Source organism: Nonomuraea sp. B5E05 (genome assembly GCF_039880665.1).
Lineage (GTDB): Bacteria > Actinomycetota > Actinomycetes > Streptosporangiales > Streptosporangiaceae > Nonomuraea.
The window spans coordinates 619,469-637,295 of sequence record NZ_JBDPMJ010000002.1; the positions used below are offsets into that span (position 1 = coordinate 619,469).

Below are 17,827 nucleotides of genomic sequence, written 5' to 3' on the forward strand. Positions count from 1 at the left end.
ACGCGAAGGCCTGGGGTGGAGGGGTCACGCGCCCCTGAACTTGCCCCGCACGTGCACCGGCACGCCCTTGCCGAGCAGGCCGGGAAGCTCCTCGGCGACGTTCATCGGCATGCGCACGCAGCCGTGCGAGGCCGGGTGGAGCGGCACGGACAACGCCCCGTGGAAGGCGATGCCGCCGTTGAAGAAGATCGGGTTGTACAGCTCGCCCAGATAGGACTTGTGCCACCCGTTCGCGCGCCAGGTCGTCCGGTAGTTGCCGGTCGGCGTCGTGGCCGAGCCGCAGAACCGCTGCTGCTTGCCCTGCCACATGGCCGTTTCGCAGTAGGCGATGCCGCTGCCCGACGACACGTGGGTGATGAGCGTGGCCTCGCCCTTGACGTACATGACCATGATCTGCTTGGTCAGGTCGACCTCGGCGCGGGTCGGCTTGCCGTTCCTGGCCAGGACTCTCGGGGCCTTCGGCGTCTCGAGCGCCTCCCAGGTGCGCCTGGCGACGGTGCTGGTCGGCTTGATGCCGTTGACCTTCTGGAACGCCCACACGGCCGCCAGCGTCGTGCCGCCGTATTTCCCGTCCGCCTTGCCCGGGCGGTAGCCCAGCTCGGTCAGGCGCTCCTGCATCCAGGTGACCGCCTTGCCCTTGGCCCCGAGCTTGAGCGTCTTGCCCGGCGCGGTGACCGTCGCGGCCGGAACGGCGGCGGCCGGCCCGCCCGCAGTCGCGGGTGTCGTGGTGGTAGTCGCCGGCGTCAGCACGGATGACGACACGTGCGTACGGTGCGGCGCCGGCGTGCCGCATCCCGAGACGATGACGGCGCCGGCCGTCAGGAGAGCAGCTACCCCGGGTAGCCGTCGAGCCCTCACCTGTACCACCTCTCACCCCGGTAACGAATGGATCAGTGGACCTTACACCACTCACCATCAATCGGTAATCAAGCAGTCATCCTGTTTAGAGTGTGTCCATGTCTGAGAAGTTGCCGGCCAATGCCGTCATTGTGGAATCAGCGCTTCGCCGGCTCGGGGTGACCGGCGAGATCGTCGTTCTGCCGGAGAAGGCCCCCACCGCCGCGACCGCCGCGGCGCAGATCGGGTGCGAGGTCGGGGCCATCGCCAACAGCCTGATCTTCGACGCGGACGGCGGGCCCCTGCTCGTGCTGACGAGCGGCGCGCACCGGGTCGATGTCGAACTGATCGCCCGCACGGCGGGTGTCCGGCGGGTACGCCGGGCGTCGCCGGAGTTCGTCAGGGCCGCCACCGGCCAGCCGATCGGCGGGGTCGCTCCGGTCGGGCATCCGGCGCCCGTGCCGACGCTGGTGGACAACTGGCTGAGCAAGCACGAGGTGGTGTGGGCGGCCGGCGGGCATCCGCTGACCGTGTTCCCGACCACGTTCGACGAGTTGGTGCGGATCACCGGGGGCACCCCTGTGGACGTCGAGTAGTGTGCGACAAGTGATCGACTTTCGCGGGGTGGGTCCCGCCGGGTTCACCGAACGGCTGGAGACGGTGATCGGCATCTACACGGCCGCGATGAACCCTCCCGCGGACCAGATCGCGGGCCGCAAGACCATCATGCGAAATCATGGGACATATCCCCATTTTCAGTGTTATTTCGCTGAATTGCGTGATTCATCCCCGCAGCTACCCACTTCGGAACCCCAAATCGTGGGTTTCGCGTACGGCTTCCGGGGCGCGCCGGGGCAATGGTGGCATGACGTGGTTCTCCGGGCCCTGCGTGACGAGATGGGCCCGGAGGCCGCCAACGCGTGGCTGGGATTCGCGTTCGAGCTGGCCGAGATCCACGTCCACCCCGGCTACCAGGGCAAGGGCATCGGCCGGGCCATGATCAGGACACTGTGCGCCGGCCGGCCGGAACGCTCGGCCGTCCTGTCCACGCACGACCAGCCGACGGCCGCCCGGCACCTCTACGCCAGCATGGGCTTCACCGATCTGCTGACCCGGTTCGTCTTCCCCGGCGGCCACGAGGAATACGCGATCGCCGGCCGCCCCCTGCCCCTCCCCTGACCGTCGCGGGAAAGAAGCCCCGCCGGACCTCTGCCGAGCGTCCCCTTTCGCCCCGCGGTCTCCGGTGACAGGAGAAACCTTGATGACGACGTGACCCGTGGGTTTACCGGGCATGGCCGAGGGCATCATCCATGACAGAAAGTAACCGACCCTTTACTCACCGGCTACCAGTCCCCGCCCGTCACCCGCCCGGTCCCCCTGCGGGCGGGTGACGGGCCTTCCTCATGCTCCTCGCTGACCGGCCCGACGCCTCGAACCACGTGTCCGGCCCACGTCGCGCCGTGACGGCGGCCCGCCCCGTGCGGGTCAGCGGGCGTCTCCCTGGAGGCCGCCGGCCCCGGTCGGCGGGTGGCGTGCCGCCGGCCGTGCCGTAAAGAAGGAAGACCGCGCCGGGCGGAGAGCCGCGTCAGGTGGGCGGCCACACCCCCAGCACCACGCCGGGCGGACAGCCGCACCACAGCGCCGCGTCAGGCGGACAGCTGCACCCCGGACAGTCTCTGGAACACCTCGCGCGTGGCGCTGGAGCGGTTGAACGTGATGAAGTGGATCCCCGGCGCGCCCTCGTCGAGCAGCCGCTGGCACAGCTCGGCCCCGTGCTCGATGCCCAGCCGCCGCACCGCGGCCGGATCGTCCTTGACCGCCTCGAAGCGTGCCGCCAGGCGGGGCGGGAACGGCGCCCCGGACAACTGCTCCGAACGCGCGATCGTGCTCATCTGCGTCACCGGCATGATGCACGGGATGATCGGCGTGTCACAGCCCTGGGCCGCCACCCGATCGCGCAGCCGCAGATAGTCGTCGGCCTCGAAGAACATCTGCGTGATCGCGTAGTCGGCACCCGACCGGCACTTGCGGACGAAGTAGTCGGTGTCGGACTCGATGGACGGCGAGCGCGGGTGCTTGTAGGGGAAGGCGGCCACGCCCACGCAGAAGTCGCCCGCCTGCCTGATCAGCCGCACCAGGTCTTCGGCGTAGAGCACGCCCTCGGGGTGCGGCACCCACTCGGCCGTCGGGTCGCCCGGGGGATCGCCCCGGACGGCCAGGATGTTGCGCACCCCGGCGTCGGCGAAGCGCCCCACGAGGTGGCGCAGCTCGCGGACGGAGTGGTTGACCGCCGTGAAGTGCGCCACGGGCGTGAGCGTGGTGTCGTGGGCGATGCGCTCCACGATGTCGACCGTGCGGTCGCGGGTGGAGCCGCCCGCGCCGTAGGTCACCGACACGAACGTCGGCCGCAGCGACTCGAGCTCCCTGATCGCCCGCCACAACAATCGCTCGCCCTCGTCGGTCTTCGGCGGGAAGAACTCGAAGGAGAACGACCGCCCACCGCCGGCGAGCATGTCGCGGACGGTGGGAACACGTTCGGGAAAGAAGGAAGGTCGACCAAGCGCCATGGTCACCAGGCTACAGCGGCGCCGCGGGACAGGCAGCCCGAGAGGCACCTGGAGATCCTGACGCCCGCGTCCGGCCATTAGTCTCAGTGTCATGACCACTGACGCCGCCCGCATGGACGTCCTGCGCCCGCAGGTGGAGCGCTCCCTCGCAGAGTTCGTCGAACGGAAGTTGCCGGCCGGGGGCGATGCCGCCTTCGCCCCGCTGCGCGCGGCCGCCGACGCACTGCTGTCCGGGGGCAAGCGGCTGCGCCCGGCGTTCTGCTACTGGGGCTGGCGCGGCGCGGGCGGCGCCGACGCCCCCTCGATCTTCACCGCCGCCGCCTCGCTGGAGCTGCTGCAGGCCAGCGCGCTCGTCCACGACGACGTGATGGACAAGAGCGACCTGCGCAGGGGGATGCCGGCCGCGCACCGCCGCTTCGAGTCCATGCACGAGCAGTCCCGCTGGCAGGGGTCGGCGCAGCAGTTCGGCGAGGGGGCGGCGATCCTGCTCGGCAACCTGCTGCTCATCTGGTCGGGCGAGATGTGGCGCACCAGCGGCCTGCCGCCCGCGTCCCTGGAGGCGGCCCAGCCCGTGCACGACCACATGCGCACCGAGCTGATGTGCGGCCAGTACCTCGACCTGCTGGAGCAGGCCAACGGGGAGAACACGTTCGAGTCGGCGCTGCGGGTGGCGCTGTTCAAGAGCGGCAAATACTCGGTGGAGCAGCCGCTGCGGCTCGGGCTGGTGCTCGCCGGCGAGAAGCGCGCGCCGTGGATGGACGAGCTGTGCACCGGCTACGGCACCCGCGTGGGGATCGCCTTCCAGCTCAGGGACGATATCCTCGGAGTGTTCGGCGACCCGGCGCAGACGGGCAAGCCCGCGGGCGACGACCTGCGCGAGGGCAAGCGGACGATGCTCGTGGCCCGCACGCTGGCGGCCGCGTCCCCCGGGGCCGCGCAGACCGTCCGGCGGCTGCTCGGCGACCCCGAGCTGGACGAGGCCGGGGTGGCGACGCTGCGGGAGATCATCGACGACACCGGCGCGTTGCGGGAGTGCGAGGACCTGATCGGCGACTATCTGAGCCAGGCGCTGTCCGCCCTCGACGAGTCGCCGGTGACGGCCGAGGCCCGCTCCGCCCTGACCGAGCTCGCCATCGCCGCCACGTCCCGCAAGACCTGAGGCGGCCGGGCGGGCCGGTCAGGGACCGCCCGGCGTTCGGCTCAGGGAGCCGACAGGCGTTTGGCGAACTCGGCCGCCGCCGCCCCCGGATCGTCCGCGTCGGTGATCGCGCGTACGACGACCACCCGCTCGGCACCGTACGACATGACCTCGTCGAGGTTGTCGAGGTCGATGCCGCCGATCCCGAACCACGGCCGCGAGGTGCCGAGCGCCGCCGCGTGCCTGAGCAGCGGCGGTCCGGGCGCCGGGCGGCCGGGTTTGGTCGGGGTGGGCCAGATGGGGCCGCAGCAGTAATAGTCGACGCCCTGCTCCACGGCCGCGGCGGACGCCTCGGCAGCGGAGTGGGTGGACCTTCCGATGACGATGTCGTCGCCGAGTATTTCTCGCGCGACCGTCACAGGAAGGTCGTCCTGCCCCAGATGGAGCACGTCGGGCCGGGCGGCGTGGGCGATGTCCGCCCGGTCGTTGACGGCCAGGAGTTTGCCGTGCCGGTCGCAGGCGTCGCGGAAGACCTCGAGGAGCGCGAGTTCTTCGCGGGCCTCCAAGCCCTTCTCCCTCAGCTGGATGATGTCCACGCCGCCGGCCAGCACGGAATCGAGGAACTCTGCCAGGTCGCCGCGGTCGCGGCGGCCGTCGGTGCAGAGATAGAGGCGGGCCTCAGAAAGCGAGAGCTTGGGCACGCCGCTTGACCTCAGTGTGACGGCCGGCCCGGATCGCCTCGATGGGCGACCCCGGCAGGGACTCGTCCGGGGTGAAGAGCCAGCGCAGCGACTCGACGTCGTCGTAGCCGGCGTCCTGCAACACGGTCAGCGTGCCGGGCAGGCCCTTCATCACATCTTTTCCGTCGAGGAACACCGCGGGCACCTGAGGCCCGCCGCTGCCCCTGCGTACGCCGAGCAGCTTGTGGTCCTTGAGAAGTTGCTTGGCCCGCCCCAGCGGAAGGTCGAGGCGTGAGGCCACTTCGGGGAGAGTGAGCCACTCGTCGACGAGCTGCTCGGTCTCCCGGTCGATCTGTGCAACAGAAAGTGTCACGAAACCACAACTACCACATGGCGCGCTTGCTCAAACAACACAATCTCGTAGGGACACTTCGGGATCTACCAGGCGTTTGGCATCGAGGCGTTGGCCCGAGGCGATGATTCTACGGCCCTGTACGAGGTCTCGCGGCCGATCGACGGCGAGCACGGCGGCGAGGGCGTCGTCGGCGGTGAGCCACACGGCCGACCATTTACCCTCCGCGTCACCGCGGTAGAGGAGGCGTTCGCCCGCGGGGTGGTGGCCGGCGTACTGCACCATGTGCCCGAACTGCTCCGACCAGAAGTAGGGCACGGGATCGTAGACGGCGTCCTCGCCGAGCAGCGTCGCGGCGGCGACCTCGGGCGCGTTGAGCGCGGAGTCCCAGTGTTCGACGCGGAGCCGGGTCTGCCAGCGGCGCGACCACCAGGCGGCGCAGTCGCCGACGGCGACGACGCCGGGCAACGAGGCGCGCAGATGCTCGTCGGTGACGACACCGTTGTGCAGGTCGATGTCGGCGTCGGCGAGCCACTCGACGGCGGGACGCACGCCGATGCCGGTGACGACCACGTGGGCCTCGACGAACGCGCCGCCCACCAACCGCACGCCGCCCTCGTCCACGGAGTCGACCATGGCGCCGAGCCGCAGGTCGATGCCGGAATACCAGGCCTCGGTGCGCGCGCCGATCTCGGCGCCGACGGCGGTGGCGAGCGGCGCGGGGCCGGCCTCGATCACCGTCACCGCGCACCCGGCCCGGCGGGCGGCGGTGGCGACCTCGGCGCCGATCCACCCGGCGCCGATGATCGCGACGCGGGCGCCGGGGACGAGCATGGCCCTGAGCTCGTGGGCGTCGTCGAGAGTGCGCAGCACGTGCTGGGGACCGTCGCCGGGAAGCCTGATCGGGTCGGCTCCGGTGGCGATCACCAGGCCGTCGTAGCCCAGCTCGCCCTCGGTCGTCTCCACGACCCCCGCGCGCAGCGACTTGGCGCTGACGCCGGGCCAGAACTCGACGCCGAGCGCGGCCAGGTCGGCGCCGACGTAGCTGTCGTCGGCCTCCCCCGACAACACGGCCTTGGACAGGGGCGGGCGGTCGTAGGGGCGGTGGCGTTCCCTGCCGACCATGGTGACGCGCCCGGCGAAGCCCTTCGAGCGCAGCGCCTCCACAGTGCGCAGACCGGCCAGTCCTGCTCCGACGACGACGACGTGGTTCACGTCCATGACCATAACGGGGGCGGTGTCCGGGCATGACACCGAGGCCGTAGGCTGGTGAGGGAAAGACGCGCGGGAGTCCGGCCGTTACCGGGCTGAGAGGAAGGCTTGACCGGGCCTTCGACCGCAAGACACCTGATCCGGGTCATGCCGGCGAAGGGAGCGCATGTGGACGTGATCGTAGGCGGCGGGATCGTCGGGCTGTCGGTCGCCTGGCGGCTGGCCCGCTCCGGCCGGCCGGTCACCGTGGCCGACCCGGCGCCCGCTTCGGGGGCCTCGCACGCGGCCGCGGGGATGCTGGCTCCGGTCAGCGAGGTGACCTACACCGAGGCACCGCTGCTGCGGCTCGGGATGGCCGCGCTGCGCCGCTGGCCGTCCTTCGCCGCCGAGCTGGCCTTGGACGCCGGGCTCTCCGGTCCGGCCGCACTCGACTTCCGTACGAACGGCACGCTGGACGTCGCGTTCGGCGCCGACGACCTGGCGGCGCTGGACGAGCTGGCCGCGTTCATGGAGAAGCTGGAGCTGCCGGTCGAGCGGCTGACCGGGCGCGAGTGCCGGCGCCTTGAGCCGATGCTGGCCCCCGCCGTGCGCGGCGGCCTGCTGGCTCCCGGCGACGCCTGGGTCGATCCGCGCCGCGTGACGGCGGCGCTGCTCGCCGCCCTCGACCGGCTGGGCGTCCCGCTGGTGCGGGCGCGCGTGAGCGAGCTCACGCGTGACGGCGGCAGGGTCACAGGGGTACGCCTCGCGCCACCGGACGTCCCGGCCCCCGCCGTGGCCGATGGGGGCGTGCCGCGACACCTGCGGGCCGAGCGGGTGATCCTGGCGGCCGGGGCGTGGAGCGCCGGGCTGGCCGGGGTGCCGGTACGTCCGGTCAAGGGGCAGATCATGCGGTTGCGCTCCGCCCAGCCCCTGCTCGGCCGGTGCGTACGCGGCACCGTGCACGGCTCGTCCGTCTACCTGGTCCCCAGGGGCGACGGCGAGCTGGTCGTCGGCGCCACCCAGGAGGAGATGGGGTTCGACACCAGGGTGACGGCCGGCGGGCTCTACGAGCTGCTGCGTGACGCCAGGGAGCTGGTGCCGGGCGTCACCGAGCTGGAGGTGGCCGACGTGGTGGCCGGGCTGCGGCCAGGGACGCCGGACAACCTGCCCGTCATCGGCCCGAGCGGCACGCCCGGGCTCGCGCTGGCCACCGGGCACCATCGGGGCGGCGTGCTGCTGGCCCCGTTGACGACGGCCATCCTGCTGGGCGAAGAAGGCGAGCTGGCGGCGCTGTGCTCGCCGGGAAGGTTTCAGGAAATTTCATGATTGTGATGATCAATGGGACCGCGCACGAGGTGATCGACGGCACGACCGTGGCGCAGGCCGTGAGCACGTTGACCGCGGCCACCACCGGAGTGGCCGTGGCCGTGAACGACGAGGTGGTCACGCGCAGCGCCTGGGAGACGACGGCGCTCAGCGACAGCGACCGCGTGGAGGTCCTGACGGCGGTGCAAGGTGGATGATCTGATCATCGCCGGGGAGAAGTTCTCGTCCCGGCTCATCATGGGCACCGGCGGCGCCCCGTCGCTCGAGGTGCTCGACCAGGCGCTGGCCGCGTCCGGCACCGAGATGACCACGGTCGCGATGCGGCGGCTCGACCCGGAGGCCCGCGGCTCCGTCCTCGACGTGCTGCGCAGGCGGGACATCAAGGTGCTCCCCAACACCGCGGGCTGCTTCACCGCGGGCGAGGCCGTGCTGACGGCGCGGCTGGCCAGGGAGGCGCTCGGCACACCCTGGGTCAAGCTGGAGGTCATCGCCGACGAGCGCACGCTGCTGCCCGACCCGATCGAGACGTTCGACGCGGCCGAGCGGCTGGTGGCCGACGGGTTCGTGGTGCTGCCGTACATCGGCGACGACCCGGCGCTGGCGCGGCGCCTGGAGCAGGCGGGCTGCGCGGCCGTCATGCCGCTGGGCGCGCCGATCGGCTCCGGGCTGGGCATCCGCAACCCGCACAACATCGAGCTGATCGTGGAGGCCGCCTCCGTGCCGGTCATCCTCGACGCGGGCATCGGCACGGCCAGCGACGCGGCCCTGGCGATGGAGCTGGGCTGCGACGCCGTCCTGCTGGCCACGGCGGTCACCCGGGCGCAGCGGCCCGACCTCATGGCCACGGCCATGAGGCAGGCCGTGACGGCCGGGCGTCTGGCCCGCCAGGCGGGGCGTATCCCCCGCCGCCGCCACGCCGAAGCCTCCTCCCCGATGACCCCGTGACCCCTCGCCCGCGGCGACCGCTCGCGCGGACGACGTTCACGGTCGCCGGGGCGCCACCGCGCGGGATCACCGCACGTGAGCCGCCGCCGGCCGCCCGGACGACACGCCCGGACTGCCGCGGGTGAAGGGATGGTTCGCCTCGGGGGTCTCCCGGCTCGGGCCGGGGCCCGGGGAAGCGGGCGCGCGGCCGACCGGTAAGGGCGTGACGCCGGTGAGGCTATGTCCGCTTCCCCGGGACGAAGGGCGTACGAACGAGAACGTCTCCGCATCGGTTTCGGGCGGCCGGGCCCTGTCAGTGGCAAAACGCCCGTAAACTCAGCGGGGTGGATACGACGACTGCGGACCCCCTGGTCGGGCGGCTCCTCGATGGGCGCTACCGCATCGAGAGCCGGATCGCCCGGGGCGGTATGGCGACCGTCTACCTCGCGCTGGACATCCGGCTCGACCGGACGGTCGCGCTGAAGGTCATGCACCGCTCACTCGCCGAGGACCCGGCGTTCGTCCGGAGGTTCATCGGCGAGGCCAAGTCGGTGGCCAGTCTTTCCCATCCCAACATAGTGCACGTTTTCGACCAGGGCACCGACACCGACGTGGTCTACCTGTCGATGGAATACGTGCCAGGCCGGACGCTGCGCGACATCCTGCGCGACCGCGGCCGGCTGCCGGCCCGCGAGGCCCTCGAGATCATGATCCCGGTGCTGGCCGCGCTCGGCGCGGCCCACCAGGCGGGCCTGGTCCACCGCGACGTGAAGCCGGAAAACGTCCTCATGACCGACGACGGCCGGGTCAAGGTCGTCGACTTCGGCCTGGCCAGGGCCATCGAGGCGACCAACCAGACCCGCACCGGCGTGATGATCGGCACGATCGGCTACATGTCGCCCGAGCAGGTCACCACGGGCGGCGCCGACGTGCGCAGCGACGTCTACGCAGCCGGCATCATGCTGTTCGAGCTGGTGACCGGGCAGCAGCCGTATGACGGCGAGACGCCGATGTCGGTGGCCTACCGGCACGTCCATGACACCGTGCCGGCGCCGTCGTCGTTCGTCCACGACGTGCCGCCGCTGATCGACACGCTGGTGGCGCACGCGACGGCCCGCGAGCCGGGCGACCGTCCCGCGGACGCCACCGCGATGCTGGTGGCGGCCGTCGACGCGCACCGCATGTTGCCGCGGATGACCGGCCAGCCCGTGAGCGGCCCGGTGCCCCCGCGCGCCCACCAGCAGGGCGCCGGCTCCGCCGCGCGGTCGCGCCCGCAGGCCGCTCCCGGGCACACGCTGATCCAGCCGCGGGCGGAGGTGCCTCAACGGCGCGCGTTCCGGCCCAACTGGTTCCTGGTGGCGCTGGCCGCCGTGATGGCGGTCGCGGTGGGGCTGACCGGCTGGTACTTCTCGCAGTCCGCCCCCGTCATCGTCCCCGACCTGGTCGGGAAGGACATGGCGATCGCGGAGAAGAACGCCACCGCGCTCGGCCTCGTGGTCCGCAAGGCCGACGGCATGCACGACGAGAAGGTGGCCGCCGGCTTGGTCCTGCGCACCGACCCGGTGGCCAAGACCGAGCTCGACAACGGCGACACGATCACGCTGGTGCCCTCGCTCGGTCCCAAGCGTGTCATCGTGCCCAACGTGGCCGGGATGACCGGCAACGACGCCCGCGTGGCCCTCGCCGACGCGGGGCTGACCGTCGACTCGGTCAAACGCCTGGCCAACCAGGAGGTCGAGCGCGACAAGGTGATCCGCACCTCGCCGCAGGTCGGCGAGAAGGTGAAGGAAGGCACCAAGGTCGACATCTTCGTCAGCGCCGGGCTGGTCATGCCCGACGTGGGCGGCATGCCGAAGGACGAGGCCGCCGGCCATCTCAGCGGGCAGGGTTTCCAGGTGCAGGTCAACGAGGTCGACGACGACGCCGAGCCGTGCACGGTCATCGCCCAGGAGCCCAAGGCGAAGGCAGAGGTCGACAAGGGCGCCCAGGTCATGATCACGGTGGCGCGGTGCCAGACGGACTTCTGGGACTGGTTCGGCGACCGCGACGGCGAGGGCCGCGACGACCGGCATCTCCGCGTGGTGCCGGGGGTGCTCGGCAAGGAGCTCAGGGACGCCAGGTCCGAGTTACAGGCCCTGGGCTTCCAGGTACGGGTGCAGCGGCTGGTCAACGCCGGCGTGGTGAAATACCAGCGGCCGCTGCCCAACAGCGAACGCCCGTCGGGGAGCACGGTCTACCTCTGGCAGTGAGCGCGCCGGGGCCGCCGCGTCCCGCCGGCCCCGGCCCACACCCCTGCCCACCGGCACGCTCGGGCGCGGTCAGGACAGGTGGCCGTGGAGGCGGACCCTTGCCAGACCGCCGTCCGGGTAGACGTCGACCCTGACGTGGGTGACCGGGCCGGGGTGGTGGAGCCGGAAGCGGTGCGGGGTGTCGGGCTGGAGCCTGGTCCTGGGCAGCATCTCGACCTCGCGCTCCCCGTCGATCCCGGTGAGCGCGACCGCGCCGGGCGCGTTGAACAGCAGGTTCGTGGTGTCGATCTCGGCCAGCCTGACGATGCCGCGGCCGGCCAGCCGGATCACCAGCCAGTCGTTGCCCTCGTCCCGGCGGCGCGCGGTCTCCCAGCCCTCCGCCTGGTGGCGGGCCAGGCCGGGGGCGATGACGTTGTTGGGGGCGGAGTAGAAGTCGTTGGAGCAGGCGGTGACCAGGCCGCCGTTGGCCAGGGCGGCCAGGTCGAGGCCGAGGCCGTCGTAGAGGGACAGGTCGGGGCGGGCTTCGCCGTGTACGCGCAGGCGGGCGACGCCCCCGTCGGGGTGGATGTTCAGGCGGACGTGCGTGTAGCGGGTTTCGCCGGCGACCTGGAAGCGGTGTTCGGCGTCGCCCTTCAGCCCGGCCTTCGGCACGATCTCGGTCCATGGGGCGGCCAGCAGTTCGTCCGGGGACGGATGGCCGTCGACGGCGGCGGCCTCGACGGAGGCGTACGGCGGGTAGTTGCCCTTGAACCAGGCCGTGTCGATCACCACGGCGCGGATGACGCCGGGGACGCCCAGACGGACGAGGGCCCAGTCGTGGCCGGGCTCGCGCCTGCGCCGGGTCTCCCACCCGTCGTAGACCTGCCCCTTGTTGCCGAAGGTCTCGGCCTGGAAGCCCGGACGGCCCGGCCTGATCAGGCTCTCCTTCTCGGCGAACGACTCGTCGCTCGCCGCCATCACGGAGCCGCCGAGGGTGCGCCCAGCAAGATCGGGCAGGGCAAGATCGGGCAGGTTCGGGCCGGGCGGCGTGTCGGGGTGTGACATCTACTGCTCTCCCAGCAGAAGCCGTCCGCAGGGCTCGCCGTCCACCGGCCTGCCGCGCAGCCAGGTGGTCAGGACGGCTCCCTTGAGGGTGCGGCCGTGGTAGGGGGTGACGGGGTGCCTGTGGTGCAGGAGGGCGGCGTCGACCGGGCCGGTGGCGGCCGGGTCGAAGGCCACCAGGTCGGCATCATTGCCCGGCTTGATGCCCCCTTTTTCCGATATTTCAGCCATTGCGGCGGGATTGGCTGACATCCAGCGGACCACGTCCGCCAGCCCGAACCCCCTGCGCGACGCCTCCGTCCACACCGCGCGCAGCCCGAGCTGGAGCGAGGCGATGCCGCCCCAGGCGGCGGCGAAGTCGGGCGCCTTCAGCTCGGCGGGCGACGGCGAGTGGTCGGACACGACGCAGCTCAGCACGCCCCTTCTCAGGCCGTCCCACAGCAGGTCGCGGTTGGCCTCCGAGCGGATGGGCGGGCAGCACTTGTACGCGGTCTCCCCCTCGGGCACCTGCTCGGCGGCCAGCGTCAGGTAGTGCGGGCAGGTCTCCGCCGTGACGGCCGCTCCGCGGGCCCGGGCCTCCTCCAGGACGTCCAGGCAGGCGGCGCTCGAGACGTGCAGGATGTGCACCCTGGCCCCGGTCTCCCCGGCCAGCCGGACGACCTGCTCGACGGCGCTGCGCTCCGCCTTGTCCGGCCGCGAGTCCAGGAACTCCCGGTACGTCGGGCCGGACGGCTCGCCGAGCAGCGCCGGATCCTCGGCGTGCACCACCATCACCCCGCCGAACCCGGCGATCTCCTCCAGAGCCTGCCGCGCCTCGGAGAGGCCGAGCGGCGGGAACTCCTCCACGCCCGACGGCGACATGAAGCACTTGAAGCCGCGCACCCCGCGCTCGCGCAGCGGCGCCAGATCCTTGACGTTGCCCGGCACGGCCCCGCCCCAGAACCCGACGTCCACCCGGCACTGGCCGGCGGCGGCGCGCAGCTTGGCCTCGAAGGCCCCGACGTTCACGGTGGGCGGGAGCGAGTTGAGCGGCATGTCCATGATCGTGGTGACGCCTCCGGCGGCGGCCGCCCGGGTCGCCGAGGCGAACCCCTCCCAGTGGGCGCGTCCCGGCTCGTTGACGTGCACGTGCGTGTCGACCAGGCCGGGGAGCAGGGCCAGGTCGCGCAGGTCGATGTCCTCGGCGGCGTCGAGCGGTGCCGCGTGGTCGTACAGGGCGACGATCTTCTCCCCGCGCACGGCCACCGCGGCCGCCCGCTCGCCCTCGGGGGTGACGGTCCTGCGGGATCGTACGACGAGGTCGAACCCGGTCATCCGGCGCCTCCCTGGAGATGGTCGGCGGCGAGCCGGGCGGCGAGGCGTTCGAGCAGCGGACCGGCCTCGGTCATGCAACGGTCCTCGTCGGGCTCCAGGTCGGTCAGGGCGTAGGCGGCCTCGATGCCCGCCGCCTTCAGCTCGTCGTCGGAGAGAGTACGGCGGCCGCAGACGGCGACGACGGGGACCCCCGCCCTGGCCGCGGCCTGGGCCACGCCGATCGGTGCCTTGCCGCGCAGCGACTGCTCGTCCAGCGATCCCTCGCCCGTGATCACCAGCCGCGCGTTCCCCGCCAGCTCGCCGAACCCGAGCAGGCCGAGCAGGTAGTCGATGCCGGGCCGCAGCTCCGCGTGCAGGAACGCCAGCGCCGCGAACCCCACCCCGCCGGCCGCGCCCGCCCCCGGCGCTCCGGCCACCCCCATGGCCCGCGGGGTGTCGTCATGCTCGTGTTCATGGTCGCGCCCGCTTCGCTCCTCTTCGGCTCGTTCCTCGCTCTCTCGTCCCGAGCTCCTGCGCTCGACGGCGCCTACGAGCCCATGGGTGGCGGTCGCCACCGCCGCCAGCCGGGACAGGGAGCCTTCCAGGATCTTGACGTCGTCGGGGGTCGCGCCCTTCTGCGGCCCGTAGACGGCGGCCGCGCCGTGCGGGCCGAGGAGCGGGTTGTCCACGTCGCTCGCCACCACGAACTCCACGCCCGACACGTCGAGGAAACCGGACATGTCGATGCGGGCGAGCTCTTTGAGCGCGGCCCCGCCCCGGGGGAGCTCGTCGCCGCCGGCGTCGAGCAGGCGCGCACCGAGGGCCTGCACCATGCCCGCTCCCCCGTCGGTGCACGCGCTGCCGCCCAGCCCCAGGACCACCCGCTTGGCGCCGCGGCGTACGGCGTCGGCGACCAGCTCGCCCGTGCCGTAGCTGGTGGCGGTCAGGGGCTCGCGCCCGCCGGGCAGCCGGCGCAGCCCGGACGCCTCCGCCAGCTCGACCACGGCCGTGCCGGCCGCCTGCCAGGCGTACGAGGCGGGGATCCGCTCACCCGTGGGGCCGGTCACCTCGATCGTGACCCGCGTGAAGCCGCCGGCCACGGCGGCGTCGACGGTGCCGTCGCCACCGTCGGCGACCGGCAGCTCCACCGTGGGAACGCCGAGCCCGGCCGACACCCGGGAGGCTACCTCCGCCGCCGTCAGCGACCCCTTGAACTTGTCCGGAGCGACCAGAACGGGCTGAACCACAACGAACTCCCACATGATGGTGAACAATGGCCTGACACGCCTTCCTGCCCGGTGCGAGCGGGCAGGAAGGCGTGACTCATCATCATCACATCCCGGGCCGTTCACCCCATACGCTGCCCGGGCGATCGGCGGGCGCGTGCCGGACCGTCCCTAAGAAACCACTCTGATGAACTCCTCCAGGGAGTAACGGCCCGTTCTGGTCGAGTCGGCCCAGCGGAGAAGCTGCCGCTCACGCCGTGAAGCCTTCGTGGACGTGCCTCGCCGGGCGCACGCCGCGCTCCTCCGCCAGCCGCACCAGCCGCCGTCGGGCGGCGGCGCCCGCACGCCCTGCCGCGTCCTGGGAGACGGTCCTCAGCTCCCCGCCGGCCACCACGGTGCGCCCGCCGACCAGCACCAGGGCCGGCGGCGGCGCGGGCCCGAAGACCAGCGCGCACACCGGGTCGGCGACGGCGGCGGCGAAGGACCCGACCGGCCACAGGACGACGTCGGCCAGCTTGCCCGGCTCGAGCGAGCCGAGCTCGTCCGCGCGGCCCAGGTTGCGGGCGCCGCCCAGCGTGGCCAGCTCCAGGGCCTGCCGGGCCGTGAGCGCACGGGGACCGTACCGGGCCCGCTGGAACAGCAGCGCCTGCCGCATCTCCCCGGCCAGCGGGGTCAGCTCGGAGGAGGCGCTGCCGTCCACGCCGAGGCCCACGTTCATGCCGCGGCGCAACATCTCGGACACGCGGGCGATGCCCGCCCCGAGCCGGCCGTTGGAGGAGGGGCAGTGGGCGGAGCCGGTGCCGGTGGCGGCTAGCTTGCCGATGTCGGCGTCGCTCAGGTGCACGGTGTGCGCGAACCACACGTCGGGCCCGAGCCAGCCCAGCTTCTCCATGTAGTCGACGGGCCGCGTCCCGAACTGCTCCAGGCAGTGGTCGTCCTCGTCCAGGGTCTCGGCGATGTGGGTGTGCAGGCGAACGCCCTTGGACCTGGCCAGCGCCGCCGACTCCGTCATCAGCTCGGCACTGGCCGAGAACGGCGAGCACGGCCCCACCGCGACCCGCACCATCGAGGAGGGCGACGGGTCGTGGTGGGCGTCGACGGCCTCGGCCGTGGCGGTCAGGACCTCGTCGAGCTCCTCGACCACGACGTCCGGCGGCAGCCCGCCCTTCGACTCGCCCATGTCCATGGAGCCGCGCGCCGGGTGGAACCTGAGGCCGATCTCGCGGGCGGCCTCGATGCCCGCCGCGAACAGATCGCCCCTCCCCTTGGGGAAGAGGTAGTGGTGGTCGCTGGAGGTGGTGCAGCCCGACAGCGCCAGCCAGCCCAGCCCGGCGGCGGCGGCCCCCTTGACCACCTCGGCGTCCATGGCGGCCCACACCGGATAGAGCGCGACCAGCCACTCGAACAGCGTGGCGTCCTGCGCGAGCCCTTGCGAGGCCCACTGGTAGAGATGGTGGTGGGTGTTGACCAGGCCGGGCGTGGCCAGGCAGCCGGAGCCGTCGATCCGGGTCGCCCCCGGGGCGGCGGGCGCGGGCCCGGCGCCCAGCGCGGCGATGCGATCCCCCTCGATCCTGAGGTATCCGGATGGGATCTCGGGGCCGGTGACCGGCGCGACGTGCACGTTCTCGATCACGATGGCGGGTCCGGACGCCGAGCCGGTGCGCGGGCCGTTCACGTGGCCACCTTCCGCCGCGCGGCCAGCCGTACCGCGTCGAGGATCTTCTCGTAGCCCGTGCACCGGCAGAGGTTACCCGCCAGCGCCTCCCTGATCTCCGCGTCCGACGGCCGCTCGACGCGCGCGATCAGGTCGTGCGCCTGCACGATCAGCCCCGGCGTGCAGAAGCCGCACTGCACCGCGCCGCACTCCGCGAACGCCTCCTGCACCGGGTCGAGCCGGTCCCCCTCGGCCAGCCCCTCGACGGTGCGCACCTGCCGCCCCTCGGCCTGGCCGGCGGCGACCAGGCACGAGCAGACCGGGACGCCGTCGAGATAGACCGTGCACGAGCCGCATTCGCCCTGCTCGCAGGCGTTCTTGGAGCCGGGCAGGCCGATACGCTCGCGCAGCACGTACAGCAGGCTCTCTCCCTCCCACACGTTGTCGGCGCTCTCCTCGCGGCCGTTGACGGTGAAGGTGACGCGCATCAGGCGGCCCTCCTTCCCAGGTGGTCGTTCCAGGCCCACGTGAGCGTGCGGCGGGCCATCACCCCGATGGCGTGCACGCGGTAGGCGGCGGTGCCGCGGACGTCGTCGATCGGCGCGGCGGCAGCCGCGCACAGCTCGCCGAACCTCCTGAGCAGCGCCGGGTCGAGCGGCGCCTGCCAGTCGAGCTCCCGCGCCAGCAGCTCCTCGGCCTCGTACGCCCGCCGCGGCGTGGGCGCCGCCGACCCGAGCCCCGTGCCGACCCGCCGCTCCTCGGGGCGCAGCGCGACCGCGAACGAGCACACCGCGATCACCATGGCGTTGCGGGTGCCGACCTTGGAGAAGTATTGGGGGCCCGTGGCCGGCCTGACGTGCACGGCCCTGATGAGCTCGTCCGGTTCGAGCGCGCTGCGCTTGACCCCGAGGTAGAACGCGGTGGCGGGGATCATCCTGACGCCCCGGTCCCGCGACTCCACCTCGACCACCGCGTCGGCGGCGAGCAGCGGCGGATGGCTGTCGCCCGCGGGAGAGGCCGCGCCGAGGTTGCCGCCGACGGATCCGCGGTTGCGGATCTGCGGCGAGCCGACCGTGCGCGAGGCCTGCGCGAGCCCCGGCAGCGGCCCGCCCAGCTCCTCGATGATCGTCGTGTACGGCACCCCCGCCCCGACCCGGCAGGCGCCGCCCTCCATGCCCCACGCGCGCAGCTCGGCCACCTGGCCGAGGTCGAGCAGCGCGGCGGGCCTGCGCACGTCGAAGTTGAGCTCGACCATCACGTCGGTGCCGCCCTGGATGGGCACCGCGTCGGGCCGGTCCGCCTTGGCGGCCAGCGCCTCCTCCCACGTCGTGGGGCGCAAGAAGTCCATC

Annotated in this window: 18 protein-coding genes and 1 riboswitch; of the genes, 7 read left to right on the top strand and 11 right to left on the bottom strand. The window is 72.6% G+C overall.

Features of this window, described 5'->3' with window-relative positions:
• Positions 1-24: 24 nt before the first annotated feature.
• On the bottom strand, positions 25-762 hold the full coding sequence (locus tag ABGB01_RS06185) for a L,D-transpeptidase family protein (RefSeq protein ID WP_347771154.1): 738 nt from the start codon (positions 760-762) through the stop codon (positions 25-27).
• Positions 763-956: 194 nt separating this feature from the next.
• Between ABGB01_RS06185 and ABGB01_RS06190 the strand changes: the two genes are divergently transcribed.
• Positions 957-1,433, top strand: coding sequence for a YbaK/EbsC family protein (locus ABGB01_RS06190; RefSeq protein ID WP_347771156.1), 477 nt, complete (start codon positions 957-959; stop codon positions 1,431-1,433).
• 274 nt (positions 1,434-1,707) lie between these two features.
• Positions 1,708-2,016 (top strand): GNAT family N-acetyltransferase, encoded by a 309-nt coding sequence (locus ABGB01_RS06195; RefSeq protein WP_347621611.1) that lies wholly within the window; start codon positions 1,708-1,710, stop codon positions 2,014-2,016.
• A 467-nt stretch (positions 2,017-2,483) separates the two neighbouring features.
• Here the strand turns inward: ABGB01_RS06195 and metF are convergent, their stop codons facing one another.
• Entirely contained in the window at positions 2,484-3,404 is a 921-nt protein-coding gene (gene metF, locus ABGB01_RS06200; RefSeq protein WP_347771158.1) for a methylenetetrahydrofolate reductase [NAD(P)H], read from the bottom strand.
• A 91-nt stretch (positions 3,405-3,495) separates the two neighbouring features.
• Here metF and ABGB01_RS06205 point away from each other — a divergent pair, with 91 nt between their 5' ends.
• A complete protein-coding gene (locus tag ABGB01_RS06205) occupies positions 3,496-4,563 on the top strand; it encodes a polyprenyl synthetase family protein (protein ID WP_347771160.1) in 1,068 nt (355 codons plus the stop codon).
• A gap of 41 nt (positions 4,564-4,604) precedes the next feature.
• On the opposite strand, the gene thiE is transcribed toward ABGB01_RS06205, so the two are convergent.
• Genes thiE through ABGB01_RS06220 form a run of 3 tightly spaced genes read right to left on the bottom strand, consistent with a single transcriptional unit; the run spans position 4,605 to position 6,789 of the window.
• Positions 4,605-5,243 carry a thiamine phosphate synthase gene (gene thiE, locus ABGB01_RS06210; RefSeq protein WP_347771162.1) on the bottom strand — a complete coding sequence of 213 codons (639 nt, stop codon included), beginning with the start codon at positions 5,241-5,243 and terminating at the stop codon, positions 4,605-4,607.
• Positions 5,221-5,595 carry an Rv2175c family DNA-binding protein gene (locus tag ABGB01_RS06215; RefSeq protein ID WP_132510611.1) on the bottom strand — a complete coding sequence of 125 codons (375 nt, stop codon included), beginning with the start codon at positions 5,593-5,595 and terminating at the stop codon, positions 5,221-5,223. The genes thiE and ABGB01_RS06215 overlap by 23 nt, the downstream gene beginning before the upstream one ends.
• Before the next feature lie 30 nt (positions 5,596-5,625).
• Complete coding sequence (locus tag ABGB01_RS06220; RefSeq protein WP_347771164.1) at positions 5,626-6,789, bottom strand: FAD-dependent oxidoreductase; 1,164 nt, start codon at positions 6,787-6,789, stop codon at positions 5,626-5,628.
• 59 nt (positions 6,790-6,848) lie between these two features.
• Positions 6,849-6,965, top strand: a riboswitch (TPP riboswitch).
• Between ABGB01_RS06220 and thiO the strand changes: the two genes are divergently transcribed.
• From thiO to pknB, 4 genes are all read left to right on the top strand, one after another.
• Positions 6,955-8,091, top strand: coding sequence for a glycine oxidase ThiO (thiO, locus tag ABGB01_RS06225; RefSeq protein WP_347771166.1), 1,137 nt, complete (start codon positions 6,955-6,957; stop codon positions 8,089-8,091). (Overlaps the previous riboswitch by 11 nt.)
• The gene (gene thiS / locus ABGB01_RS06230) at positions 8,088-8,288 is read left to right on the top strand and encodes a sulfur carrier protein ThiS (RefSeq protein WP_132510617.1); all 201 of its coding nucleotides are present in this window, start codon (positions 8,088-8,090) and stop codon (positions 8,286-8,288) included. Before thiO ends, thiS begins: the two co-directional genes overlap by 4 nt.
• Positions 8,281-9,036, top strand: coding sequence for a thiazole synthase (locus ABGB01_RS06235; protein WP_347771168.1), 756 nt, complete (start codon positions 8,281-8,283; stop codon positions 9,034-9,036). Before thiS ends, ABGB01_RS06235 begins: the two co-directional genes overlap by 8 nt.
• Positions 9,037-9,359: 323 nt before the next feature.
• Positions 9,360-11,264: a Stk1 family PASTA domain-containing Ser/Thr kinase gene (pknB, locus tag ABGB01_RS06240; RefSeq protein ID WP_347771170.1), complete on the top strand. Its 1,905-nt coding sequence runs from the start codon at positions 9,360-9,362 to the stop codon at positions 11,262-11,264.
• A gap of 69 nt (positions 11,265-11,333) precedes the next feature.
• Here the strand turns inward: pknB and alc are convergent, their stop codons facing one another.
• The 6 genes from alc to ABGB01_RS06270 form a co-directional block, all read right to left on the bottom strand.
• Positions 11,334-12,308 (bottom strand): allantoicase, encoded by a 975-nt coding sequence (alc, locus tag ABGB01_RS06245; protein WP_347771172.1) that lies wholly within the window; start codon positions 12,306-12,308, stop codon positions 11,334-11,336.
• Positions 12,309-13,619: an allantoinase AllB gene (allB, locus tag ABGB01_RS06250; protein ID WP_347771174.1), complete on the bottom strand. Its 1,311-nt coding sequence runs from the start codon at positions 13,617-13,619 to the stop codon at positions 12,309-12,311.
• Entirely contained in the window at positions 13,616-14,860 is a 1,245-nt protein-coding gene (locus ABGB01_RS06255; protein WP_347771176.1) for a glycerate kinase, read from the bottom strand. The genes allB and ABGB01_RS06255 overlap by 4 nt, the downstream gene beginning before the upstream one ends.
• Positions 14,861-15,074: 214 nt before the next feature.
• Positions 15,075-16,454 (bottom strand): 8-oxoguanine deaminase, encoded by a 1,380-nt coding sequence (locus ABGB01_RS06260; RefSeq protein ID WP_347771263.1) that lies wholly within the window; start codon positions 16,452-16,454, stop codon positions 15,075-15,077.
• A 41-nt stretch (positions 16,455-16,495) separates the two neighbouring features.
• Positions 16,496-16,966 (bottom strand): (2Fe-2S)-binding protein, encoded by a 471-nt coding sequence (locus ABGB01_RS06265; protein ID WP_347771178.1) that lies wholly within the window; start codon positions 16,964-16,966, stop codon positions 16,496-16,498.
• A complete protein-coding gene (locus ABGB01_RS06270; RefSeq protein WP_347642674.1) occupies positions 16,966-17,826 on the bottom strand; it encodes an FAD binding domain-containing protein in 861 nt (286 codons plus the stop codon). Before ABGB01_RS06270 ends, ABGB01_RS06265 begins: the two co-directional genes overlap by 1 nt.
• Position 17,827: the final 1 nt, after the last annotated feature.